The sequence below is a fragment of the Corynebacterium zhongnanshanii genome (genome assembly GCF_014490575.1).
Classification (GTDB): Bacteria; Actinomycetota; Actinomycetes; order Mycobacteriales; family Mycobacteriaceae; genus Corynebacterium; species Corynebacterium zhongnanshanii.
Genome location: NZ_CP061033.1, coordinates 1909574 through 1932232, shown reverse-complemented (window position 1 = coordinate 1932232; position 22659 = coordinate 1909574). Strand labels below are relative to the sequence as shown.

The following is a 22659-nucleotide window of genomic DNA, read 5'->3' as shown; positions in this document are numbered from 1 at the left end:
GCCTCTAAGAGTGCTGCGTTTCGGCGGTCAATCCAAATTGACGCACGCGGTCGATGGTGGTTTCCAGTTCGAATTCGCTGGGCAGGTGGTCGTAGAGGGCCAGGTATGCTTCGCGAATGTCGGTGGTGGTGGCTGGGGTGGCGCTGGTGTCGATGAGGTAGGCGATGATGTCCCTGTAGCTGGGGCTGCGGGTGTCCATAGCGTTGAGGCTTGGGGTGGCGAGGTCAGCGGTGTCCCGGTAGTACTCTGCGAGCAGCGCCATGGTGGCGGGGATACGGGTTCCGTCTGCGAGCTGGATGGTGGCGTTGTTCAGTGTGTTGTTCAGCGCTTTGCATTCGCCGCGTCCGGCGTTCGAGTGATCGTGGTGAGTGCCGCGGCTGATGATGCCTAAGCGTTCGGATGGTGTGACCTGGGTGGTGCAGATGGTACGGATGATGGTTGTGAAGTTGTTGAACACGGCTGACTCTCCTTTCGATTCTCGTTGAGTAGCCGGTTGGGCTGGAGTGTGCGGGGATTCCCCCCGCGTGGTCTGCATGCGAGTGTAGAACACAATGATGGGAAACGTCAAGCATTTTTTATTTCAACGGTTGGAAAATGCCGCGTGAGGTGCGCTTGTATGGTTCGGCTGGGTAGCCCGAGCGTGCAATTAGTGGGTGATTGCGCATATTTTTCGCGCTGCGCCGGGGGTAGCGAAAAAGCCCCGCGAACGGGGCTTTTGTGGTGTAGATCATACTCGCCAGGGGTGGTGTGGTGCGCTGGCGCCGTGCGCGACGAGCGAGTCGCGCGCCGTTACTTCGCGTCCGGCGTGTCGCCGGCGGCTGGGAACACGGTGGTGGCGTCGTTATCCTCTCCGACGCCGCCCTTCACCGCATCGCTCCCCCCATCCGCGGAACGTGCGGTGGTGCCTGCTGGGAATGCCGTGGTGGCTGCGTCCGCGTTGTCAGCGGGGTAGTATGCCGTGGTTGCTGCGTCCGCGTTGTCGGCGGGGTACGCGGCGCCTGCTGCTCCAGCCGTGCTTGCCGTGCTTGCGGTTCCTGCCGTGGCGGTGTCACCTGCAGGGTATGCAGCGCCTGCGGTGGTCGTCGCGCCGGCCGTGCCTGTTGGAGCTTCGGCGGCAGCCTCCGCGTTCTTCTCCGCTTCCTTCTTCTCCTTGCGCTTACGGAACGGCGCGGTCAGGAGATGGTCCAGGGAGATGCGTCCGGCGCCCGCCGCGGACAGAGCCAGGCCAGCAGCGGCAATGACGCCCACCAGCTCCCAGCCGCCATCGGACGCGAAGATGCCGGAGCCGCGGTGCATGAACCAGAACGCGCCAGCCATCTGGATGGCCAGGATTGGGCCGATGAAGCGCACGAGCAGTCCGAGGATCAGCAGAGCGCCGCCGACCATCTCGAAGTAGGTGGCGAACTGAGCGGAGAGCTCAGGGTAGGGGACGCCGGCATTTCCGAAGGACTGGCCTGTTCCGGCGATGGTCCAATCGTTGTATTTTTGCCAGCCGTGTGCGAACAGCACCACGCCGAGGATAACGCGGGCGAGCACAAGCGAAATATCTCTCAATGTTGTCATGTCAACAACTGTACATGAATTGCGCCTGCGCAGGCTGGCGCACGTTCACGCTGCCCCAGCGCTTGCTCATACTCACGCCGCGCCCGCGCTGCGAGTCACGCCGGGCGCACACCCCGAACCGCGCCAGCGCGCCGGCGCTCGCGCGCTAGTAGTAATAAGGAAACTCATCCCACCGCGGCGCGCGCTTCTCCAAGAAACTATCCCGCCCTTCCACGGCCTCGTCGGTCATGTACGCCAGGCGCGTCGCCTCACCAGCGAACACTTGCTGGCCCATCAACCCATCGTCGGTCAGGTTGAACGCGAACTTCAGCATCCGCTGCGCAGTCGGCGACTTCGTGTTGATGGCCCGGCCATACTCGATGGCTAGGTCCTCCAGCTCCGCGTGATCGGCGACTTCGTTTACGGCGCCCATGCGGTGCATCGTTTCGGCGTCGTAGCTACGGCCCAGGAAGAAAATCTCACGAGCAAACTTCTGGCCCACCTGTTTGGCGAGGTAGGCGGATCCGTAGCCGGCGTCGAAGGAGCCAACGTCCGCGTCGGTTTGCTTGAAGCGTGCGTGTTCGCGGCTGGCCAGCGTCATGTCGCACACGACGTGCAGCGAGTGACCACCGCCGGCGGCCCAGCCGTTGACCACAGCGATGACCACCTTCGGCATCGTGCGGATCAGTCGCTGCACCTCCAGGATGTGCAGGCGCCCGCCCTCCACCTTCGCGCGAGCCTCATCCACGGACGACGCATCCGCGGCAGCCACGTCCGAGTTGTGATCCTGGGCGTACTGGTAGCCCGAACGGCCGCGGATGCGCTGGTCGCCGCCGGAGCAGAACGCCCAGCCGCCGTCCTTCGGGGACGGCCCGTTGCCGGTGAGCAGCACCGTGCCCACGTCCGGGCTGCGGCGCGCGTGGTCGAGCACGCGGTACAGCTCGTCAACGGTGTGCGGGCGGAAGGCGTTGCGCACCTCCGGCCGGTCGAAGGCGATGCGGACGATGCCGTATTCGCGGCCGTCGCCGACGTGGCGGTGGTAAGTGATGTCGGTGAGGTTGTCGAAGCCGTCGACGGGTTTCCAAAGTTCGGGCTTGAATGGGTTTGTCATGGGTTAAGGGTAGCGTGAGGGGCATGACTGGGATGACACTGGTGGATCTGGATGAGTTGAAGCGCCGCGCGCATGTGGTGGCGTTGCCGTTGCGGGTGCCGTTTCGCGGCGTGACGGTCCGCGAGGCGATGCTGTTTGAGGGGCCGGATGTGTGGACGGAGTGGGCGCCGTTTGTGGAATACGGGCCGCAGGAGGCGTCCCGGTGGTTGCGTTCCTCCTTATTTATCGACGCCCACGGTTTCTCATCCCCCGGAGTCCCCGTCGAAGTCAACGCTACAATCCCCGCGGTGGATGTGGCGCGCGACCCGGGGGCGGTGAGGCGCCTGATGGAACAGTATCCGGGGTGCACCACGGTGAAGGTGAAGGTGGCGGAGAAGGGCCAGGGGGTGGAGGATGATCTGGCGCGTGTGCGGGCGGTGCGCGCGTGGTTCGCGGAGAACTATGGTGGCGCGGCTGCGACGGATACTCCGAAGATTCGGATGGATGCGAATGGGGGGTGGTCTGTGGAGGATGCTCTGCGGGTGATTGAGGTGGTGGCGCAGGAGGGGGCGTGCGATTATGCGGAGCAGCCGTGCGCGACTGTGGAGGAGTTGGCCGCGGTGCGGATGGGGTTGATGCGCCGGGGCATTTTTGTGCGCGTGGCGGCGGATGAGTCGATCCGGAAGTCTGCGGACCCGTTGGCCGCGGTGCGCGAGGTGGTGGATGCGAACGCGTGTGACGTGGCGGTGGTGAAGGTGCCTCCGCTGGGTGGGGTGGATCGGTTGTTGGAGATCGCGGATGATGTGGCGCGGCGTGGGGTGGCGTTGACGGTGAGCTCGGCGTTGGACACCGCGGTGGGTGTGGGCGCCGGGTTGGAGGCCGCGGCGTGCTTGCGCCGGGAGATCGAGTGCGGTGACGACGAGGGCGTGGTGGTGCCCGCGCAGGCTGCGGGCTTGGCGACGGGGTCCTTGTTTGAGGTGGATGTGGCGCGCCGTCCGATTGTGGACGGGTGCATTGTGAGCGGTCCGGTGGTGCCGGATCGTGAGGTGTTGGAGCGGTGGGCGGCGCCGGCGGAGCGGCGCGAGTGGTGGCTGCGGCGCCTCGAGGCGGCGTACCAGCACTTGCTCTGACGCCCGGCCCGCGTCGTCCTGCCCGGCCCCCTGGGTAAACTAGGGAGGAAAATTATTGGCGAGTGAATAATGTGGTGAGCTTCTGGTGGAGATTCTCATTGGTTTAATCATCATCGTTTTTGTGAGCATCATGATGGTGGCGTTCGGGGAGCGGCTGGGGTTGCCGTGGCCCACGTTGCTGACAGTGGTGATTGCCGGGGCGATTTTCCTTCCGGGCTTGCCCTCGATGACGATTCCGCCGGATCTGATGCTCCCCATTTTCTTGCCTCCGTTGCTGTGGGCGCTGGCGCGTAAAACCAGTTGGGCTGTGATTAAAACGCAGCTGACCACGGTGATTAGCCTCTCTGTGCTGCTGGTGATCGCTACGATCGCCGCGGTGACGGGCACGGTGCTGCTCATGTATCCCACGCTGGGGGTGGCCGCTGCGGTGGTGATTGGCGCGGCGTTGGCGCCGCCGGATCCGGTGGCCGTGGATGCTGTGGCGGAGACTACGGCGGTTCCGCGCCGGTTGACGTCGACATTGCAGATGGAGGGATTGTTTAACGACGCCGCCTCCATCGTCTCATTCCACGTCGCCCTGGCTGCGTTGTTGGCGGGGGAGGACCTTCACGTGGCGGAAGGGGTGCGCGATTTTGTGTTGTCTGTGGTCTTAGCTGTGGTGATTGGTTTGATTGCAGGCTGGGGTGCGGCGAAGCTGTCGAACTGGATGGAGTCCACGACCGCCCGGACGGCGTTCACATGGATCGTTCCTTTTGCTGTGTACATTGCGGCGGAGGAGGCCCATGCGTCGGGCGTTATTGCGATTGTGATTGCGGCGGTGCAGATGAACTCCAAGTTGGACATTGGGGCGCAGGATCGTCTGTCGGGTTCGGCGTTTTGGGAGACGGTGGAGATGGTCTTCACCGGCTTGGCGTTCGGTCTGATCGGCTTGAGCGTGCGTGACGCGATCGACCAGGTGGGCACGGATCTGATCCATGCGGCGCTGGTGGGTCTGGTGATTTCCGTGGTGCTGTTTGCGGTGCGTTTCGTGTGGATGTTTGGGTTCTATTGGCTGAACCGGAACCGTTCCCGTCGTGATATTGCGCCGTTGCGTTTGCAGGAGGTGTTGATGCTGACGTGGGCGGGGATGCGCGGTTTGGTGAGCTTGGCGTTGGTGTTGTCCATTCCGTACGCGGCGTTGCCGAATGCGCATGAGCTGTCGATGATTGCGTTGGTGGTGTTGCTGTGCACGATGGTGATCCCGGGCATGACGCTGCCGTGGTTGCTGTCGAAGCTGGATTTGGCGTCCGGCCCGGATGCTGCTGGCGATGAGGCCCGTGAGGCGCTGATCTTGCGTGGGCATCGTGCGGCGTTGCGGGAGCTGTACCGCCATACCGATGATTTGCCGCCGCAATTGTTGGCGAATGTGGAGAACTGGCTGACCGAATCGACCGACGCCAGGGTGGACGCCCCAACAGCCATCGAAGCATATAAGCGTGCTCGTGCGAAGAAGGCCTTGATCGCGGAGGGGAAGATCGTGGTGGATAGCGATGGTGTGCCGGTGGATGCGCGCTCGCAGCAGATGGTGGCAGATAAGGCCGGGACAGATGATGTGTCCGTGGAGGAGCATGTGGAGGTTCCGGTGGCGGATCTGATTGCGGAGCGGATGGCGTATGCGTCGCAGATGCGGGAGCAGGCTAATGCGGTGCGGGTGAAGGCGCTGAGGGCTGCGCAGCAGACGTTGTGGGAGGCGCGGCAGGAACCGGGTAACGACCCGGCGATTGTGGACGAGGTGCTGCGCGACGTGGATCGGATGTTGCTGGCCGCGAAGCGGGGGAGTTAGTGAAGTAGATTAGTGGGTGTGACTGAGAAGCCAGATGTAGATGCCCCAGATGTCGATACTCCAGATGTTGAGGCCCTGGATGTTGAGGCCCAGGGCTCCGTTGTTGTTGGTGTGACTGTTGTTGATCAGCTGATTCGCGCCGGGGTGCGGGAGGCTGTGGTGTGTCCGGGCTCGCGGTCGGCGCCGTTGGCGTTGGCGTTCGCGGAGGCGGATCGGACTGGGCGTGTGCGGGTGCATGTGCGGACGGATGAGCGCACGGCGGCGTTTCTGGCGTTGGGTTTGGCGAAGGCGTCGGGGCGTGTGGTGCCGGTGGTGATGACGTCCGGTACGGCTGTGGCGAATTGTCTGCCTGCGATGGTGGAGGCGTCCATGGCGGGGGTGCCGTTGATGGTGCTGTCGGCTAATCGACCGTTGGCGCTGGTGGGTACTGGCGCGAATCAGACGATTGAGCAGGCAGAGATTTTTGGTGTTCATGCTCGCGCGACGCTGACCACCGACGGCGGGAGCGTGCGCGATCTCGTGGCGGCCGGCGGCGGGTCTGGTGCAGCCGATGCTGATGCGAGCGAGCTGGGTGTGACCGGCGCGAGCGTGCGTCGCGTGATCGATGAAGCAGTCGCGGCCGCGCTGAACCCGCTGAACCCCGGTGGCGTGCACGTGGACGTGCCGTTGGAGGAGCCACTCGTGCCGGAGAGCACGGATGTGGTGAGCCTCCTGGCACGCGAGGCGGCCAGCGAGGCAGAGCCGGCAGGCGAAGTTGCCGGGCGTGAGGCCGGGAACGGAGCAGCACACGAGGCTGCAGCGGGCGCGGCCGGGCTTGTGAGCGGAGCAGACATAGCGAGTGGAGCGGCGCGGGACGCGAGGGAGAATCCGCGCAGGAACAGGGCGCTTCCATATGGTGAGGTTGGCGTCGATCTGGCGAAGCGCACCCTGGTCATCGCCGGCTCCAGCGCCGACGAAGCCTGGGCCCGCGCCATCAGCGACGAGCTCGCGGACGTCCCCACCATCGCTGAACCCACCGCCGCCGCGCCGGACTTCCCCGTGCACTCGGCAGCCATCGGCATGTTCACCGCCGGCGTGGTGGCCCACGGCGAGTACTCCGCGATGACGCGCCCCGAGCACATCATCCTCGTGGGCCGCCCCACCCTCCACCGCGCCGTCACCGCCTTGCTCAAGGACCCGGACATTCCGGTCACCGTCCTCACGGATGTGGAGAACTACCCGACGTTCGCCACGAACATTGTGCAGGTCGGCAGCCGTATCCGCCTGGAGAACGACTCTCCACAGGCCTGGCTGGACGTGTGCCGCGGCGTGTCCGACATGGGAGCGGAAGCCGTCCGCCAGGCGCTCCGCCTCCCGCGCGCCGCAGGTAGCACTGCGGGCGGCGCAGAAAACAGCGCGGCGGGCGGCGCGCCGTTCTCTGCCGCGCACGCCGTGGCGGTCGTCGCAGACAGCCTCTCCGTCGGAGACCTCCTCGTCCTCGGCGCCTCCACCGCCGTCCGGGACGCCTCCCGCGCCGGCCTCCCCTTCGACGGCGTCCGTACCCTCGCCAACCGCGGCGCCGCCGGCATCGACGGCACCATCTCCACCGCCATCGGCGCCGCCCTCGCTCACGCCGCCGCCGACCCCACGGCCATCCGCGCCCCACGCACCGTCGCGGTCATGGGCGATCTCACTTTCCTTCACGACGCCACCGCCCTCAACATCGGCCCCCACGAACCACGCCCCTCCAACATGCTGATCGTTGTCACCAACGACAACGGCGGCGGCATCTTCGAAACCCTCGAACCCGGCCGGGACGCCCTCCGAACCTTCGGCGACGGCACCCCCGCCTTCGAACGCGTCTTCGGCACCCCCACCGGCGCGAACATCGAAGACATCTGCCACGCCTTCTCTGCGGACTACCACCAGGCCACCTCCGTGGAAGACCTGGCACGGATCGTGGAAGAACACGAAGAGCTGGGCAACGAAGGCATCACGGTGGTGGAGGCTGTGGTGGATCGCGCTTGGCGTCGGACAATAGAACAACACATCGTAACCACAGTTAATCCGCAACGATGACACCACGACAAGAGATCGTCCTCCGGCGCATCAACCAGGTAGCGCTCGCCCTGAGCATCTTCGTGGTGCTGGTGTGCGGCGGGATGGTCGCGACCTCCGCCATGGACGACGCCCGCATCTCCTCCCAACGCGGCACCAGCATTGCCACGGTGCTGAACGTCGGCACGCTGCGCACCACCGTCCGCTTCCCAGACGCCGAAGGGAACTACCACCAGCCGGAAGTGGGGCTGAAATACCCCGTGGGGCTGGTGGAAGGGCAGCGCGTGCGCGTGGACTACCAGATCGGTGACCCGGAGAACGTGAAAGTGCAGGGCCGGTCCTGGACGTTGGCGTTCCTGCCGGCGGGGACGTCCATGGCGGCGCTGCTGGCGATCGTGCTGGGGCTGCGCTGGGCTGTCACCTGGAGTTTGCGAAAGTTTGCGTGGGGGTTAACCGGGAGGACGTCTGCCCGTGATGTGAAGGAGCCACACTAGAGGCCATGCGCGTGGCGATTGTTGCGGAGAGTTTCCTGCCCGAGGTCAATGGCGTGGTCAATTCCGTTCTGCGTGTGCTGGAGTATTGCCGCGCCCGGGGACACGACGCCACAGTGATCGCCCCCGCGGCCCGCGACGGGAAGCCGGAGGTGACGCATTATCAGGGTTTCCGAGTGGTGCGTGTGCCGGCGGTGAAGCTGCCGCTGATTAACTCTTTGCCCGTGGGGGTTCCGACGCCGACCCTTGTGCGCACCCTGCGCCGGTATAAGCCGGATGTGGTGCACTTGGCGTCTCCGTTCGTGGTGGGCGGGGCTGCTGCGCTGGTGGCGCGGACTTTGGGGATTCCCGCGGTGGCGGTGTATCAGACGGATGTGGCGGGCTATACCAGCCGCTATCACTTGAGTGTGCTGGAGAAGGCGTCCTGGCGGTGGATGCGTGTATTTCATAATCGGTGTGCGATGACGCTGGCGCCGTCGTCGGCGTCCATTGCGGAGTTGTCGGCGCACGGCGTGGAGCGCGTGCGGCAGTGGGGGCGCGGTGTGGATACGCAGCGGTTTCATCCCGCGAAGCGCGGGCCGGCCGGTGAGACTGCACCTGGGGCGGACGGGGCGGTTGCTGTGCCGCAGCACGGAGCGGCGTGCGTGACCGGACGCACGATCCGCGTGGGGTTTATCGGCCGGCTGGCGGCGGAAAAGTCGGTGGAGCGTCTGGCGGTGCTGGCCGGGCGCGCTGTGTTATTCGACCGCGCCGTGCCTGCCACACACAGCGCGTCGGCGGGTCACGTCGAGTCGGCTGACTGCGGTGAGTTGGTAGGGCGCGTTGAGTCGGCGGGTCACGGCGAATCGGTTGATCACGGTGAGTCGGCAGCGCGTGCGGCGTCGGAGGGGTACGAGATCGAGCTCGTGATCGTAGGCGACGGCCCCGAGCGCGCCCGTCTTGAACAGCTCATGCCGGGCGCCGAGTTCACCGGCGCCCTCTACGGCGAGGAGCTGGCGCGGGCGTACGCGTCGTTGGATGTGTTCGTGCACACCGGCGAGTTGGAAACGTTTTGTCAGGCGATCCAGGAGGCTCATGCGTCCGGGGTGCCGACGATCGCTCCGGCCGCCGGCGGCCCGATCGACCTCATCGAGGACGGTCACAACGGATACCTGCTGGACGTGGACGGTTTTGAGCGCGCGCTGCCCGGCGCTGTGGAGGCTATCGCCGCGGATCTGGACGGTTTCAAGGCCCGTGCGTACCAGTCCGTTCAGGGCAAGACCTGGGAGAAAATCTGTGACCAGCTCCTGGGTTATTACGCCGAGGCGATGGTTATTATGCCGAGGCGATAAGATGGCACTCATGTCACGGGCAAGCCTAGAAAAGAAGCCCCACGAGGTGGCGTCCATGTTCGACGCCGTGGGAAAGAACTACGACCTCACCAACACCGTTTTGAGCTTCGGCCAGGACCGACTGTGGCGTAAACGAACCCGGCGACGCCTGGACTTGCACAAAGGCGACCTCGTGCTGGATCTCGCCGCGGGCACGGGCGTGTCCACGGAGGAGTTTTCTGAATCGGGCGCCTACTGCATTGCGTGCGATTTTTCTTTGGGGATGTTGCAGGCGGGTGCGCACCGTAATTTGCCGATGATCTGCGCCGATGGCACGAATTTGCCGTTTGAGGATAATACCTTCGACGCCGTTACCATCAACTACGGCCTGCGCAACATCGTGGACTTCCGTGCCGGGCTGCGGGAGATGGCGCGTGTGACGAAGCCGGGAGGCAAGTTGGCGGTGGCGGAGTTTTCGACTCCTGTGGTGCCGGTGTTTAAGACCATCTACAAGGAGTACTTGATGCGGGCTTTGCCTGAGGTCGCGAAGGTGGTGTCTTCTAACCCGGAGGCTTACATTTATCTGGCGGAGTCGATTCGCGCGTGGCCGGACCAGGAGGAGTTGGCTGCGGAGATTTCTGCGAACGGTTGGGAGAACGTGGGGTGGCAGAACCTCACGGGCGGTATCGTGGCGCTCCACAGCGCCACGAAACCGCTGGCCTAGCGCCTTCGCCGCGTAACCTCTCGTCGCGACCCCGCGCAGCATCCTGCCCGCGTCGAGCCCGCGCCCGCGTTCCGCGCGCTTGGCTGCTGGGCCGTCACACTCCAGCGCGCGTCGCGCGCTAGGCGAGCGCGGCGAGCGGGACCACCCAGATCCCATCGCGCCGCTGGTAGAAGTGCTGTCCAGCGTGGACGATGATCCCTCCAGTGAACCTGTCCCCGAGAGTTTTGTGGAGCCAGTGAAGATGCTTGGCGTGTTCGTCTTTAATCACGGGAGAGATCTTCACCTCGATGCCGAGGACTCTCTTGTCAGGGCCTTCAACGATGATGTCGACTTCGTGGTCGCCTTTGTGCGTTCGGAGATGTGACACTCGAGCACCGAAAGTTTCGGCGGCCACTCGGGCCGTGAGCACAGCCAAGGATTCGAAGAGTTGGGAGAACAACTGAATCTGTTGCGGATCGCCGCTGATCAGTGAGTGTGGACGTGCGCCTAGCAGGCGCGCGGACAGAGCCGGATCGCACAAGTGATGCTTGGGAGCCTTGGCGGTTTTCGGGAAACCGGCGATGAGCGGGGTCCACGCTGGAAGCGGTTCCAGGATCATGAGCTGTTCAAGCAGGTTGCGGTACGCATCGGCGGTAGATCTCGAGGGTTTGGTCGCTTCACCTGGGGTGGCGTAGTCCAGAATTTCGGTGTAGCTCGTGGTCTGTGATGTGGCTGCGGCGTAAGCGGTGAGCCATCGAAGGACGGCTTGTGGGTTTCGTACCCTTAAGCCCTGCTCGGGAAACTCGTGGGTTGCTAGGCGTTCCATGTAGGAATCGAGCCTCGTGACACGCAAGTTTTCAGGGAGGTCCATGATGCCTGGGAGACCCGAGCGGCATATTTCTGTGGCGTACCACTCTGGGGTCAGGTCCAGCTCCTCAATAGTGTTTGTGGGATGACTAGCGGTTGCTTCGTCGGCGGAGGGGTTAAAGAAGGATTCGATGCGCAGTGCTGGGGATGAATCGAGACGTTCCTGCAGTGTAAAAGGCCGCATGCGGACAGCATCAATCCGTGCAGCACCAGAGTGGATGGCGCTGCCCACCGGTGGAAAAGCGCTTCCGGTCAGTAAGTAGGAACCGGGGCGGGCACCGTCGTCGACAGCGCGGCGAACCAGATCCCACGACGGAGTGTATCGCTGCCATTCGTCGATGAGCAGTGTGCCTTCGGCGTCGGTGATGTGGCCGGGATTAGCTTCCAGAAGTTGGGCCATGCCCGGTGTATCTAAGCGAAGCTCGGCGGTGGAGCGCTGCCGTGCTGTCTCTGTTTTCCCCACGCCTTTGGGGCCTTCGATGGCGATGGCTGGCAGGTGTGGGAGGTAGTTGTCCAGCAGGCTGTCTATCGCTCTCCGGCGGTAGCTTCGATTCATACAATGAAGCTTAGTTGAGAAGCTCACATAATGCCAGCTAAAAGTGCATTTTAGGAAGATGTACCCTTCTAAACTACGAAGATTTACCCTAGCGAACTAGGAAAATTTACCCTAGTGTACTAGGAAGATTTTCCCGGTTGAATCGGGAAAATCGTACCGGCGCGGGTTACGTGCGGCCGAACAGCGGCCGCGCGTCCGCCGCCAGCACGCGGTCCACCCCGCGCGATAGCCGCCCCGCTCCCAGCCACAGGCGGCCGGCCACATCGCGATCCTCCGGCGTCACCAGGTTCCCCATCAACCGCGCGGCCGTGCCCATCACCGACTGCGCCCACGGCCCACGCATCCCCACCGGTCCGATCGCTGCCAGCAACCCCGGCATCGTCAGCACCATCGCCAACCGGCGCGCCAAAGAAAACGCATCCCCGTATTCCTTCCTCAACAGCGCCGGCCATTGGTAGAGAAGTCCGTGGGGATTGCGCTGGGCGTCGGATAAAAGGGGGACCACGAGCCGCGCCGACTCCAACGCGTAATCAATCCCCTCGCCATTGAGCGGGTTCACGAGCGCGGCGGCGTCGCCGATGCACGCCCAGTTGCGGCCGGACACGCGCGTCACCGCACCGCCCATCGGCAGCAGCGCCGACTTCACGTTCTGCGGCTGCCCCTCAATCGACCACAGGTCCCGCACGGATTCCGCGTACTCCAGCAGCAACTTTTTCGTGTTCACTCCTGCCGGGCGGGTGCTGGTCGCCAACGCGCCGCACCCCAAATTTGCCCTACCGACGCCGCCGCTCGCCCCACCCGGCTCACCCGCGCCGAGCGGGAACATCCACCCGTAGCCGGGTTGCGCCACCCCGTTGGCGCTGCGCAGCTCCAGGTGTGAGTGAATCCACTCGTCGGCGCCCGCGGGTGTGCGCACGTATGACCGCGCCGCCACGCCATGCACTAGTCCGCGCAGCCACTCCACGCCCAGCTGCCGGGCTACGCCGCTGCGCACGCCCTCCGCCAGCAGCAGCTGTCGGCAACGGATCCTGACTGGCTGGCCGTCGCGCACGCCGATTACCGCGTGAACGATCTCCGACCCCGCACTTCCGCCGGTATCCGCACCCGTGGCCTTAATGCCGCCCTCGAACCGCGCCCCCGCGTCCACCGCAGCGCGCAGCAACGCCGCATCCAACTCCACTCGGGCCACGGCGCTCCCGCGGGTTGGGAACGCCCCGCGCTCCGGCCACGGGGCCGTCACAGAACCCCCAAAACCATGCAGCTTCAAGCCGCGAATATGCGGACGGCCATTCAGCAATGCCCGCCCCGCCGGCCCGAACGCCTCCAACGCCGCCACCGCACGCGGCGTGAGCCCATCACCACAGGTCTTATCCCGTGGAGACGCCAACATATCCGCCATATCCACCACCAGCACATCCATCCCAGTCCGCGCCGCATGGAACGCCGCCGCGGACCCCGCCGGGCCCGCGCCGATAATCACAAGATCAGCAGAAAGCTCCTCACCCCGCGCCGGCTTAAGGGGGGAGGCTGCGGCGGGGGTGCGCTTCGGCGTCGGGGGAATAAAAGGGGCAGGATCGCGCAAGTCAGACATCATCCTCATTGTTCCACAAACGCCTAATGCCCAAGCAACGCGACGTCTAAGGTAATCTGGGACAAGTATTTCTGCCCGAATATGAAGGATGAGACAAGCTACCACCATGGCATCCCACTCGGCAAACACCGCTGCACCTGCCACGACGGCCGCCCCAGGCGCCGCTACGTCGGCCATGACGGCCACGTCCGCGCAGACCACCGCCATCCCCACGGCGCCTGCCGCCCCGGATTTGGGGTCCCCGGAGCTGAACGCGGCGATGACCGCCGGGCTGCAGAACGCCGAAACGGTACTGCACCGCCAGCTGGCCCAGGGCGAGGACTTCCTGGTGGACAAGATCAGCCACCTGGCCGTGGCGGGCGGCAAGCGCTTCCGCGTGATGTTTGCGCTGCTGGCTGGCATGTATGGCCCGCGGTCGATGTCTGATGATGTGGTCAATGCGTCTGTTGTGGTGGAACTGACGCACCTGGCGACCCTCTACCACGATGACGTGATGGACGAAGCCGACCGACGCCGAGGCGCGGAATCCGCAAACGCTCGCTGGAATAACTCAGTGGCGATTTTGGCAGGCGATTACTTGTTTGCTGTGGCGTCCGACATGATGGCCGAGCTGGGGACCGGGACGGTGAAGCACTTCGCCGCCACGTTCCGGGAGCTGGTGACCGGACAGATGCGCGAGACGGTGGGCTGCGAGCCCGGTGGCGACGAGATCGAGCACTACATGAAGGTGATCCAGGAAAAGACGGGTGTGCTGATCGCGTCCGCTGGGTACCTGGGGTCCATGCACGCGGGTGCGCCGGATGAGGTGCGCGATGCGCTGTTCCGCTTCGGCCGGCACATGGGTCAGGTGTTCCAGATTGTGGACGACATTATTGACATTTGGTCGGATCCGAAGGATTCGGGCAAGGTCCCGGGAACGGACCTCCGCGAGGGCGTGTGGACCCTGCCGGTGCTGTACGCGCTGCGGGAGGACGGTGCTGCGGGCGACCGGCTGCGGGAGATCCTGACGGGGCCTGTGGCCGAGGATGCTCTCGTGGACGAAGCGCTGTCCCTCATCCGCGCTTCGGAGGGGCGTGAGAAGGCTGAGGCGGACGTGGAGCGATACCGCCAGTTGGCGGAAGAGGAGCTGGATGCGTTGCCGGCTGGCGAGGTGACGGATGCGCTGCGCGCGCTGCTGACGTTGTCGTTGAAGCGCTTGGGTTAGCGCGGCGCGCGCTGCGGGTGCAGCGCCGGCCGCCGCGCGTGAGCGCCTGCGCGTCCGTGTGTGCTTCAGCCCTTGCATGGAGCGAGCTGCCAACTGCGTGCTTGAGCGTGGCGTCAAAAAGCGCGCTCTGAGCTGCTGATTTGCGTGAGTGTGGGGGTTTCGTAGTAGAGTACCTAACGCACGTTAAAGTGCGCGCCAGATTGCCCGAGCGGCCAAAGGGAGCGGATTGTAAATCCGTCGGCATTGCCTACGTTGGTTCGAATCCATCATCTGGCACAGTGTGAAACCCGCGGGACTCGTTGAGTCCCGCGGGTTTCTGCTTTCATTTCTCGCCTTCCGGCCGTGTTGGAAGGCGCCGCGGCACAACCATAGGATTATTTCGCTCTTTCGAGATTTTATCCTGGGGAAATGCTCAAGAACTGCGTCAAACACCTATGGTTGTGCCAGCGTGCCTACCGCCGACAGGGCTGGCAATGTCCCAGCCAGTGCTGTCGGGATTGTCTGGGTCGCACCAATTGTCCGCTCCAGAGAGCCCAGGTGGTTCGGCTGCTTTGACGGCACGGCTGCAAGCAGCGCGAAAGTAGCGCGTTTTTGTGGATCTACCTGCTGATTTGTGTATCTTTTCGCTATTGGTTAAGCTAATCGAGTCTTACGGAGCAAGACAGCGCAACGAAAGAAGGCGCGGGATTGCATAGTAAAGATATGCCCCCTTAGCTCAGTCGGCAGAGCGTTTCCATGGTAAGGAAAAGGTCGACGGTTCGATTCCGTCAGGGGGCTCTGTCAATGCCTGTGCTCTACGCTTCAGGTTTTGACCGACTAACGTGGCGGTGTAGCTCAGCTGGTTAGAGCGCACGACTCATAATCGTGAGGTCGGGGGATCGAGTCCCCCCACCGCTACCACTTAGAAATCCCGGCAGGATCCTGCCGGGATTTCGTTTTGCTTGCGTCGCTCTTGAGTTCAGAGAGTCGTTGCAGGCTCGCTCTCGATCAACCATCTGCCTGCTACGAATCAGCTGTCCGAGGCGCGCACACTATCATTTGATCTGCGCTCTTCCGCCTCTTTCTGTTTGCGGAGGCGCCGCCACGTGATGCCAGTTGCGGTCAAAGCCAATACACCTATCGTTAGGGAAGTAACGTCGGCTTTGCCGATGAAGAATAGGACAACGTTGAGCAGTCCAAGTAGCAAAAATATCCACGATAGGATCAGATTCTCTTGACGATCCATGGTTTTCCTCCTCATCGTCAGGCCCTGGGAGCTCGAGACCTTCGTCGTCTCAGTCCATGGCCCTGTTCATGACCCTATTGATTCTTAGTGTGTTGGTTTTTGATGTGTTGGCCTTTGAAGATCAATGCGAGAGCGCATGCGAACATCCCGATCAGACCGGCCGTTGAGTCGACAACATCCACGATAAAAAGGACGGTCAGGACTAGCCCGACTGTTATCAATACCCAGGATATGGCGGGTGTGTTCTTGCCCATGATGATGTGCCTTCCTGTTGATCGTCGTTTGTGCGGGTGTGCAAACCTGTGATCCGACGCCGAGGCCTCGTTGCAAACAACGCATGTTCTTCATTATCGTTCGTTGAGCAGAAAATATCTAGACCAGCGCTGCAACTCTGTACTTAAGTACAGAGTTGCTTGCCGTGCCGCTAAGACTGGTGGTATTTGGCGATCAGCTCCGTGCGCGATGCTGTGCCGGTGGCTTTCAGAATTGCCGAGGTCTTCTGTTTGATCGAGGAGACGGAGTAGTTCAATTCTTCGGCGATGCGCTTATTGGGGAAGCCTTGGAGCAGCAGGTCTAGCACGAGCAGTTCGGATTCGCTGAGAATGTCAGCGGCGTTGTTCATCAAGCCGTCAGCCGCACTTCCGCCACACGCCGCGCTCATCTCAACAAGCCTGCGCACACTCGCGATCGATAACGCCGCCCCGCCATGAGCCGCATTCCGGACGGCGGCGAGGATCGCGTCCGGCGTCTGACTTTTTAGCACGTACCCCACCGCGCCCATGCGCAAGCACTCCAGCATCGCCTCCTCGGAATGCTCAGACGCCAACACGATAAACGGCACCGGATAGTCCCGCTGCAAATGCTCAATCAGTTCCCACTGATCAATATCGGGCAGTTCCATGCCGGTCAGAATGAGGTCGCACGTGTTTTCGTCCAGCCATTCCAGCGCCGGCATCCCAGACGCCATCACGTCAATTATCGTCATATCGCGAGCGCTAGAAAAATGCGCAGGCAGGGTATCCAGAATGGTGGGGTCGTTGTCGATAATCAGGATCCGTGTGCTCATAATGTTCGGGGTTGAGAGTCTCGCGTGCCGATCATCATGGTAGCGCAGCGCCGCAATTCATTAGGCTGGGCTTATGCGTTTTTCTCTATTGGATCGGGCAATCACGACTGTCGATTTTTCTTCCGACGCCGCCGTTCTCCACGCAGTCACCACTCACGCGAAATCGGCCGAATCCATGGGGTTTCATCGCTTTTTTGTGGCTGAGCATCATGCGGTGCCAGGAATCGCGGGTTCGCAACCCGCGATCCTGGCGAACCATATCTTGAACCACACCTCCACGATCCGTGTGGGCACGGGCGGGATTATGGTGCCGACGTATCCGCCGCTGGTGGTGGCAGAGCAGGCCGCTACTCTGCAGGCGTTGCATCGGGGGCGTGTGGATGTGGGGCTGGGGTCGTCGGTGGGGTTTACGCAGCCGGTGCGGGAGGCGTTGCGTCAGGAAGATGCGGTGGCGGTGAAGAAGAGGTTTGGGGAGGATCTCGCGGAGGTGGTGCGGTATCTGAGGGGGGAGGCACCGATTACACAGCGCCCGCGGCTCGCCGCGGAGGCGGCGAGCGCGCCGCCGGTGTTCGTGCTCGCGGGCTACCGCTCCGCGCTCGAAGCCGCACACCTTGGCCTGGGCGTGATCCTCGGCGGGCCCATCGACACCCAAGTCGCCGCAGCCGAAGCATACGTAGACAACTTCCGCGAAGGAGCCCTGGGCTCTCCACACATCATCCCGTCTCTGCACGTGGCGGTGGGGGAGGAGGAGGCTTGGGCGTCGGATTTATTATTGCCAGAAGCCTACTCCCAGGCAGTATCACAGACCACAGGGCGATTCGAGCCGCTGCAGCCCGCCCGCAACCTGGACCTGGACGCGCTGAGCGAGCAACAGCGGCAACGCGTTCGGCAGATGCAGGCGCAGCACCTGACCGGCACGCCCGAGCGCGTGCACGAGGCGCTGCACGGCATCGCTGACCGGATCGGCGGCAGCGACTACACCATCGACGAGTTCCTCATCACCGGGGACATCCCCGACCGCGAGGGGCGGGAGGAAAGCGAACGGCTGCTCATGGAGATCGCTCGCGGGTGGTAGCGCACACCGCCGCGCGCCGGCTCAGATAATCGTGATCTCCGCGCCGGCCTGCTCCGCCGCATCCAGCTGCGAGATCCACCGCGGCTTCCCGGGGTGCACGTTGAAGATGGGGCGGTTGGTGGCGTCGCCTTTGGAGCGGCCCGCGCGCGCCTCGAACCGGCCGCGCGCGGCGAACCCGTCCTCGGTCAGGCCCCGCACGGTGCCGCCGCTGGCCAGGTCCTCGCGGGCCTGGCGGATCAGCTCCACGGCCTCGTCCAGTGCCTCCACCAGGCCTTCTCGGTTGTTTTCGCACATTGCACGCACCAGGTGCGGTTCCGTTCCGGCCACGCGGGTGGCGTCGCGGAAGGAGGAGGCAGCCAGGCTCAGCGCCAACGGCCCACCCAGGTCGCCGCCGATCGCGACGGTCTCGGCCACGATGTGCGGCAGGTGGGAGATCCGCGCCACCGCACGGTCGTGGTTCTTCGCGTGCGCCGGCACCACCACCGCCCCGGCGGCGTGGGCCATGTCCACCACGGCGTGCCACGTTTTCGTCCACGGGTTCGCCCGCGACGGCGCCTGTCCGGCCGAGCCGATCGGCGCGTTATCGTGCGCGACTACCCACACGGCGCCGTCGAACAGGCCGTGCATGGTGGCTTTCCAGCCGGAGTCGGCGGTTCCCGCCATCGGGTGGCCGCCTACGAACCGCGCCTCCAGCCCATGCGCGCGCACCCGTTCCAGCACGGGCGCTTTCACGGACGTCACGTCCGTCAGGCCGCACTCCGGCGCGTGCTCGGCAATCGCCCCCAGCAGGGAATCCAGGGCCGGCATCGGCACCCCCAGCACCAGTAGCGCGTTGTCCTCCCGCGCCCGGACCAGCACGTCCTCCAGGTTCCCCGTCACGTCGTAGCCATCCGCCGTGGCGGCGCGCACCGTGGACTCCGAACGGTTCCAGCCGTAGGCGTTGAAGCCCGCGGCGGTAAGATCGCGCAGCAGCGAACCGCCGATCAGGCCGAGGCCCAGGATGCAGACGGAGGGGGCGTCGGGGGAATTTTTTACGTTCACACTACCCAGTGAACCACACAACCGACTACCGTTGTGCATATGACTAACAGCAATGATGCAGACGAGATCACCTTCGCCGTTGCCGCCGTGGGCCGCGAGGGCAGCTGGGACGTGAAGGAGCTGCAGAGTGACTCTCTGAAAAGCCTGGACGAACTGGTGAAAGAGCTGCGAGGGCTGCGCGCCGAGGGTGCGCTGGTGTGCTTCGTGTGCATGGACGACGACTGGTCTGCCATTGTTCGCCCTGTGCCGGGGGGTGCGCGCCTATTATTATCCGACGCCACCGCGGCGTTAGATTACTATCTCGCCAATGACATTCTGGATGAGTTGGGGGTAGATTCTCCGTCCGAGGAAGAGGTCGAGGAGTGTGACGAGCCGTGGCCTGAAGGGGATTTTGAGCTGCTGGAGGACCTGGGGGCGTCGGAGCAGGTGTTGACCGTGATCTTCGACGACGAGGAGCTGTATGCATCCGAGCAGGTGATGCGTGTGGCTGAGGAGTTGGGTTTCGCGGAGCAGTTGGCTGACGAGGTGGGCTTGGAGCTGGACTACTAGCGTGGGCGCGGGCAGGCTGATCGGGGCGGGACTGCCGCAGCCGGAGATGGACGCCGCCGATGAGCGGTGGATGCGCCGTGCGTTTGAGGTGGCGTCGTCCGCGCCGGCGGGGGACGTGCCGGTGGGGGCAGTGATCGTGTCCCCACAAGGGCAGGAACTGGGGTGCGGGACGAACCGGCGCGAAGCGGACGGAGACCCGCTGGGACATGCGGAGATCGCCGCGATGCGCGAGGCCGTGAGCGCTGCGCGCGTGCCGAGCGCGCGCGGGGGCGCGGGCACGGGCGCGCACGCCGAGGGCGGCGCCGGTGACGTGAGTGCTTCCGGTGACGTGAGCACTGGCGGTGACGTGAGCACTGGCGGTGACGGGAGCGCTGGGGCCGGCGGCATCGACGGGTGGCGGCTCACCGGCTGCACGGCGTACGTGACCCTGGAACCGTGCGCGATGTGCGCCGGCGCGCTGGTGGGAGCCCGCGTGCACAGGATCGTGTTCGCATCCTATGAACCAAACACCGGGGCGTGCGGGAGCGTGTGGGACATCCCGCGGGAGCATCCCCTCCACAAAACCCAAGTGCGCGGAGGCGTGCTGGAAGAACAGGGCACAGCGCTGCTCTCGGAGTTTTTCGCGAGACTTCGGGGATGAGAGGCGGCGTCGGTAAAGGGGACAACGGGGAGCCCCTGCACGCGGCAACATTTTTCCGTACGGTGGTAGATGGACAGAAACGAGAAGATTAATTTCAAGGAGTGACACATGGGACTCGGAGATCTTGGAAACAAGGCAAAGGACCTGGCGTCCGACAACCGCGACAAGATTGAAGACAAGGCTGGACAGATCGCTGACGACAAGCTCGGCGACAACGCCGACAAGGGCAAGGACGCCCTGAGCAAGGGCCTGGACAAGGTTCTGGGCGAGGACGAGAAGTAGATTCTCGTTGCGGGCCGGCTGGCTTGGGGCCGGCCGGTTTGAGGCTGGTCGGCCTGAGCTGACTGGCTGTAGGCCGGTTGGCTTGGGGCTAGCGGCCTTCGTATCGAACAGGCGCACTCCGGTTTTCGGAGCGCGCCTGTTTTTCTGGCTGGTTGCCAGCTGTGTTAATCTGTATCGTGCTGTGTTGCAGGGAAGCCGTCGACGGTTTCCAGGCTACAAAACAGCAGATGGTAGTGTGTCCGAGCGGCCGAAGGTGCTCGCCTCGAAAGCGAGTGTTGGGTAACCCCCAACCGCGGGTTCAAATCCCGCCACTACCGCCAATCACTTTCCCCAGTTCAGCGATGAGCTGGGGTTTAGTTGTATCTGTGCAGGTGGGGGCGCTGTTGCAGTCTATTCCACGCGAGTCCATTTTGGACACCCCCGGTGGTCAAAGTTTGGTCAAAATAATCAGGGTTATGCGACAAAATTCGTGTCTGCTGTCGGGGTGTCGCGGTCGTGTTGGGAGGCGCCGTGGCACAACCATAGGATTATTTCGCTCTTTCGAGATTTTGTCCTGGGGAAATGCTCAACAACTGCGACAAAGTCCTATGGTTGTGCCGGGGAGATTACGCGGCACGCTGTGTGTCCGGTGCCGGTATGCGGCATTTTGAATTGTCCAAGGTTTTGTTTCGTTTGAGTCGGAGGGGAAGCCTGGGGCGCTTCACATTTACGGCGGAGTAGTACGTAACCGTCAAAATTCCCAGACTCGTACATATGCCGAGCGGCATGGTGTTCCGGGGTGCGTCTTTGGCGTCGCGTGGTGGGGCTGATTTGCCTCGGGTTAACCGGGATCTTCAGCGGTTGTGGGATGAGTCTGGGGCGCGTGATGTGCGTGAGTTTGGGGAGTTTCTTGAACAGCGTCGCCTCATTGGTGGAGAGCCTTGGTCGGCTTTGACGCGTGTGCAGGTGCCGGCCTATCGGGGTGACGGCACCTCTAGGGTGTTTCCGGGTGAGTCGTTGCCCGCGGATTTGAATCGGGTTGTGGCTCATGTGTTGCATGGTTGGCGTGATCGGCCGCGTAGGGGTGAGGAGGTGGTGAAGCATTCTGAGGATTCTCGTATGGGGCATACGTGGGATTCTCAGCGTGTGCGTGCGTCGAAGTTTCCGAAGTCGTGGAGTGATCAGAAGATTGCTAATGCTGTCGTGGAGACGTTGGAAAACCCGAAGTACTATGAACCGGCGGCGGGGACGAGTAGACGGCGTGTTTACAGAAAGTTCAATGACACCATTGTTATGGCACAATACGCTGTGACAAATGGTATCGTGAGAGAAACGTCTGTTCGTGCATACCCGGTTAAGAGAGTAGGTAGAAAGGCGGTGCGTCATGACTGATGTTTATCAGGAATATGAATGGCTCGACGCGACGCTTCCTCCTAGTGTGTATAGGGATCTAGCTGAACAAGATTATGCTGCAGGTGAGCCAGAGTCAGCGATTGCTAACTTGCTTGAAGATGCGTTGGAAGAAGGCGCTGTCACTCCAGAAATTGTTCAGCGACTGAAGAAGGAGTATTCTTCCGATCCGTTCATCGGTCCCGTAATTGAGATCTGTGAACGTAAGCTAGCGGCTGGTGAGCTGTCTTAGCGCAGGCTTCACGGCGGTGTCTTAGGTCTTGGATCGAGGCACTGTTAGCAAAATCGGTAGGGATAAGCCTGCCTATCTGATAAAAATCAGGCTTTTTAACAAATACAGCGCCGTCCAGCCGGTGGAACACACCGTTTGTGTGTCTGGGTTCGATTCCCAGCGTCCGCACCACACCCCACACCACACATACCGGCCGAAAAGGCCGCGTGGTGGTGGGGTTTTCTCATGCCCACCCTATGTGGGCGGCAAACCCCTGAAAAAGGAGAACACGTTTACATGCACAGCAACACCTGGCTCCGATTCATCGAAGGTGCACACGGCGGCCAACACACCACCAACACCACCACCGCTGATGAAGCGGACACCACCACAGAGGCCAGTGACGACACCGACACTGACGACACGGCACTGCCGAGGAGATGGAAGCTCAGGCGTCGGCGCTAGCACAACGCGGGACAACGCCACGTAAGGCTGAGGACCGTAGCCAAGGACGTGCCACCCACACCGGAACAAAAGCAGCCGCATGTACGTGAAAAGTGGGGTGCCGAAAACCAAAAGCGGCTCGGCTGCGTGAATGCCCCGGAGGAGGTAGTGGCTGCGGTTGTGTGCGGGTCTGGGATTCTGGAAGTGCACGTATAGAGGCCGGCTGAGGCGGGGTCGGCAGCGATGATGAACAGGGTTGTGGAGTCTGGGGCAGGAGATGGGGTGGGGATTCACGACTGTTTCGAGTGCTTGGCTGGCCTTGGTTGGATTTGACTGGGCTTGACCTCCTGGGAGGTGCAAATTGTTCGCTCAAAACGCCAAATTTGGGCCGAAA

Annotated in this window: 20 protein-coding genes and 4 tRNA genes; 17 read left to right on the top strand and 7 right to left on the bottom strand. The window is 63.2% G+C overall.

The features are described 5' to 3' along the window. Window positions 1-4: 4 nt before the first annotated feature. From IAU67_RS08665 to IAU67_RS08655, 3 genes are all read right to left on the bottom strand, one after another. Window positions 5-457 (bottom strand): hypothetical protein, encoded by a 453-nt coding sequence (locus IAU67_RS08665; RefSeq protein WP_151842253.1) that lies wholly within the window; start codon window positions 455-457, stop codon window positions 5-7. 332 nt (window positions 458-789) lie between these two features. Beyond that, window positions 790-1563, bottom strand: coding sequence for a DoxX family protein (locus IAU67_RS08660; RefSeq protein WP_151842252.1), 774 nt, complete (start codon window positions 1561-1563; stop codon window positions 790-792). A 145-nt stretch (window positions 1564-1708) separates the two neighbouring features. Then, window positions 1709-2653: a 1,4-dihydroxy-2-naphthoyl-CoA synthase gene (locus tag IAU67_RS08655; protein WP_151842251.1), complete on the bottom strand. Its 945-nt coding sequence runs from the start codon at window positions 2651-2653 to the stop codon at window positions 1709-1711. Window positions 2654-2685: 32 nt separating this feature from the next. Between IAU67_RS08655 and IAU67_RS08650 the strand changes: the two genes are divergently transcribed. The 6 genes from IAU67_RS08650 (at window position 2686) to IAU67_RS08625 (ending at window position 10146) form a co-directional block, all read left to right on the top strand. Then, window positions 2686-3762 carry an o-succinylbenzoate synthase gene (locus tag IAU67_RS08650; RefSeq protein WP_187768000.1) on the top strand — a complete coding sequence of 359 codons (1077 nt, stop codon included), beginning with the start codon at window positions 2686-2688 and terminating at the stop codon, window positions 3760-3762. Window positions 3763-3892: 130 nt separating this feature from the next. Continuing rightward, the gene (locus tag IAU67_RS08645) at window positions 3893-5584 is read left to right on the top strand and encodes a cation:proton antiporter (protein ID WP_425321392.1); all 1692 of its coding nucleotides are present in this window, start codon (window positions 3893-3895) and stop codon (window positions 5582-5584) included. A 75-nt stretch (window positions 5585-5659) separates the two neighbouring features. Further along, a complete protein-coding gene (locus IAU67_RS08640) occupies window positions 5660-7642 on the top strand; it encodes a thiamine pyrophosphate-binding protein (protein WP_483400393.1) in 1983 nt (660 codons plus the stop codon). Beyond that, window positions 7639-8115, top strand: coding sequence for a DUF3592 domain-containing protein (locus IAU67_RS08635; protein ID WP_187767898.1), 477 nt, complete (start codon window positions 7639-7641; stop codon window positions 8113-8115). The genes IAU67_RS08640 and IAU67_RS08635 overlap by 4 nt, the downstream gene beginning before the upstream one ends. Before the next feature lie 5 nt (window positions 8116-8120). Continuing rightward, window positions 8121-9443 (top strand): glycosyltransferase family 4 protein, encoded by a 1323-nt coding sequence (locus IAU67_RS09990; RefSeq protein ID WP_225723492.1) that lies wholly within the window; start codon window positions 8121-8123, stop codon window positions 9441-9443. A gap of 10 nt (window positions 9444-9453) precedes the next feature. Beyond that, a complete protein-coding gene (locus IAU67_RS08625) occupies window positions 9454-10146 on the top strand; it encodes a demethylmenaquinone methyltransferase (protein WP_151842456.1) in 693 nt (230 codons plus the stop codon). 118 nt (window positions 10147-10264) lie between these two features. Here the strand turns inward: IAU67_RS08625 and IAU67_RS08620 are convergent, their stop codons facing one another. After that, on the bottom strand, window positions 10265-11548 hold the full coding sequence (locus IAU67_RS08620; protein ID WP_151842248.1) for an ATP-binding protein: 1284 nt from the start codon (window positions 11546-11548) through the stop codon (window positions 10265-10267). 166 nt (window positions 11549-11714) lie between these two features. Then, window positions 11715-13142, bottom strand: coding sequence for a geranylgeranyl reductase family protein (locus IAU67_RS08615; protein ID WP_370451958.1), 1428 nt, complete (start codon window positions 13140-13142; stop codon window positions 11715-11717). A gap of 172 nt (window positions 13143-13314) precedes the next feature. On the opposite strand from IAU67_RS08615, the gene IAU67_RS08610 reads away from it, so the two are divergent. The 4 genes from IAU67_RS08610 (at window position 13315) to IAU67_RS08595 (ending at window position 15243) form a co-directional block, all read left to right on the top strand. Next, entirely contained in the window at window positions 13315-14343 is a 1029-nt protein-coding gene (locus tag IAU67_RS08610) for a polyprenyl synthetase family protein (protein WP_151842455.1), read from the top strand. A gap of 194 nt (window positions 14344-14537) precedes the next feature. Continuing rightward, window positions 14538-14619: transfer RNA gene (locus IAU67_RS08605), tRNA-Tyr, on the top strand. Window positions 14620-15047: 428 nt separating this feature from the next. Further along, window positions 15048-15120, top strand: a tRNA-Thr gene (locus IAU67_RS08600). 46 nt (window positions 15121-15166) lie between these two features. Next, window positions 15167-15243, top strand: a tRNA-Met gene (locus IAU67_RS08595). A 749-nt stretch (window positions 15244-15992) separates the two neighbouring features. On the opposite strand, the gene IAU67_RS08590 is transcribed toward IAU67_RS08595, so the two are convergent. Continuing rightward, window positions 15993-16634, bottom strand: coding sequence for a response regulator transcription factor (locus tag IAU67_RS08590; protein WP_151842246.1), 642 nt, complete (start codon window positions 16632-16634; stop codon window positions 15993-15995). A 73-nt stretch (window positions 16635-16707) separates the two neighbouring features. Here IAU67_RS08590 and IAU67_RS08585 point away from each other — a divergent pair, with 73 nt between their 5' ends. Next, on the top strand, window positions 16708-17709 hold the full coding sequence (locus tag IAU67_RS08585; protein ID WP_151842245.1) for an MsnO8 family LLM class oxidoreductase: 1002 nt from the start codon (window positions 16708-16710) through the stop codon (window positions 17707-17709). Between the two features lie 21 nt (window positions 17710-17730). Here IAU67_RS08585 and IAU67_RS08580 read toward each other — a convergent pair whose 3' ends face one another. Further along, entirely contained in the window at window positions 17731-18750 is a 1020-nt protein-coding gene (locus tag IAU67_RS08580) for a prephenate dehydrogenase (RefSeq protein ID WP_225723491.1), read from the bottom strand. A gap of 39 nt (window positions 18751-18789) precedes the next feature. Between IAU67_RS08580 and IAU67_RS08575 the strand changes: the two genes are divergently transcribed. The 6 genes from IAU67_RS08575 (at window position 18790) to IAU67_RS08550 (ending at window position 22286) form a co-directional block, all read left to right on the top strand. Then, entirely contained in the window at window positions 18790-19299 is a 510-nt protein-coding gene (locus tag IAU67_RS08575; protein ID WP_151842243.1) for a tRNA adenosine deaminase-associated protein, read from the top strand. Window position 19300: 1 nt separating this feature from the next. Next, window positions 19301-19939, top strand: a complete 639-nt coding sequence (locus tag IAU67_RS08570) for a nucleoside deaminase (protein ID WP_225723490.1) — start codon at window positions 19301-19303, stop codon at window positions 19937-19939. 108 nt (window positions 19940-20047) lie between these two features. Further along, entirely contained in the window at window positions 20048-20221 is a 174-nt protein-coding gene (locus tag IAU67_RS08565; protein WP_187767897.1) for a hypothetical protein, read from the top strand. A 229-nt stretch (window positions 20222-20450) separates the two neighbouring features. After that, window positions 20451-20541, top strand: a tRNA-Ser gene (locus tag IAU67_RS08560). 1043 nt (window positions 20542-21584) lie between these two features. Further along, entirely contained in the window at window positions 21585-21842 is a 258-nt protein-coding gene (locus IAU67_RS08555; protein WP_151842242.1) for a hypothetical protein, read from the top strand. Window positions 21843-22118: 276 nt separating this feature from the next. Further along, complete coding sequence (locus tag IAU67_RS08550; RefSeq protein ID WP_187767896.1) at window positions 22119-22286, top strand: hypothetical protein; 168 nt, start codon at window positions 22119-22121, stop codon at window positions 22284-22286. Window positions 22287-22659: the final 373 nt, after the last annotated feature.

What these genes read in the sequence shown, in the direction of transcription:
- IAU67_RS08590 (WP_151842246.1), bottom strand. Translation starts at nt 16,634, where the DNA reads ATGAGCACACGGATCCTGATTATCGACAACGACCCCACCATTCTGGAT.
- IAU67_RS08615 (WP_370451958.1), bottom strand. Translation starts at nt 13,142, where the DNA reads ATGATGTCTGACTTGCGCGATCCTGCCCCTTTTATTCCCCCGACGCCG.
- IAU67_RS09990 (WP_225723492.1), top strand. Translation starts at nt 8,121, where the DNA reads ATGCGCGTGGCGATTGTTGCGGAGAGTTTCCTGCCCGAGGTCAATGGC.
- IAU67_RS08645 (WP_425321392.1), top strand. Translation starts at nt 3,893, where the DNA reads ATGATGGTGGCGTTCGGGGAGCGGCTGGGGTTGCCGTGGCCCACGTTG.
- IAU67_RS08565 (WP_187767897.1), top strand. Translation starts at nt 20,048, where the DNA reads ATGGGACTCGGAGATCTTGGAAACAAGGCAAAGGACCTGGCGTCCGAC.
- IAU67_RS08575 (WP_151842243.1), top strand. Translation starts at nt 18,790, where the DNA reads ATGACTAACAGCAATGATGCAGACGAGATCACCTTCGCCGTTGCCGCC.
- IAU67_RS08585 (WP_151842245.1), top strand. Translation starts at nt 16,708, where the DNA reads ATGCGTTTTTCTCTATTGGATCGGGCAATCACGACTGTCGATTTTTCT.
- IAU67_RS08550 (WP_187767896.1), top strand. Translation starts at nt 22,119, where the DNA reads ATGCACAGCAACACCTGGCTCCGATTCATCGAAGGTGCACACGGCGGC.
- IAU67_RS08650 (WP_187768000.1), top strand. Translation starts at nt 2,686, where the DNA reads ATGACACTGGTGGATCTGGATGAGTTGAAGCGCCGCGCGCATGTGGTG.
- IAU67_RS08625 (WP_151842456.1), top strand. Translation starts at nt 9,454, where the DNA reads ATGTCACGGGCAAGCCTAGAAAAGAAGCCCCACGAGGTGGCGTCCATG.
- IAU67_RS08555 (WP_151842242.1), top strand. Translation starts at nt 21,585, where the DNA reads ATGACTGATGTTTATCAGGAATATGAATGGCTCGACGCGACGCTTCCT.
- IAU67_RS08655 (WP_151842251.1), bottom strand. Translation starts at nt 2,653, where the DNA reads ATGACAAACCCATTCAAGCCCGAACTTTGGAAACCCGTCGACGGCTTC.
- IAU67_RS08660 (WP_151842252.1), bottom strand. Translation starts at nt 1,563, where the DNA reads ATGACAACATTGAGAGATATTTCGCTTGTGCTCGCCCGCGTTATCCTC.
- IAU67_RS08610 (WP_151842455.1), top strand. Translation starts at nt 13,315, where the DNA reads ATGACGGCCACGTCCGCGCAGACCACCGCCATCCCCACGGCGCCTGCC.
- IAU67_RS08620 (WP_151842248.1), bottom strand. Translation starts at nt 11,548, where the DNA reads ATGAATCGAAGCTACCGCCGGAGAGCGATAGACAGCCTGCTGGACAAC.
- IAU67_RS08635 (WP_187767898.1), top strand. Translation starts at nt 7,639, where the DNA reads ATGACACCACGACAAGAGATCGTCCTCCGGCGCATCAACCAGGTAGCG.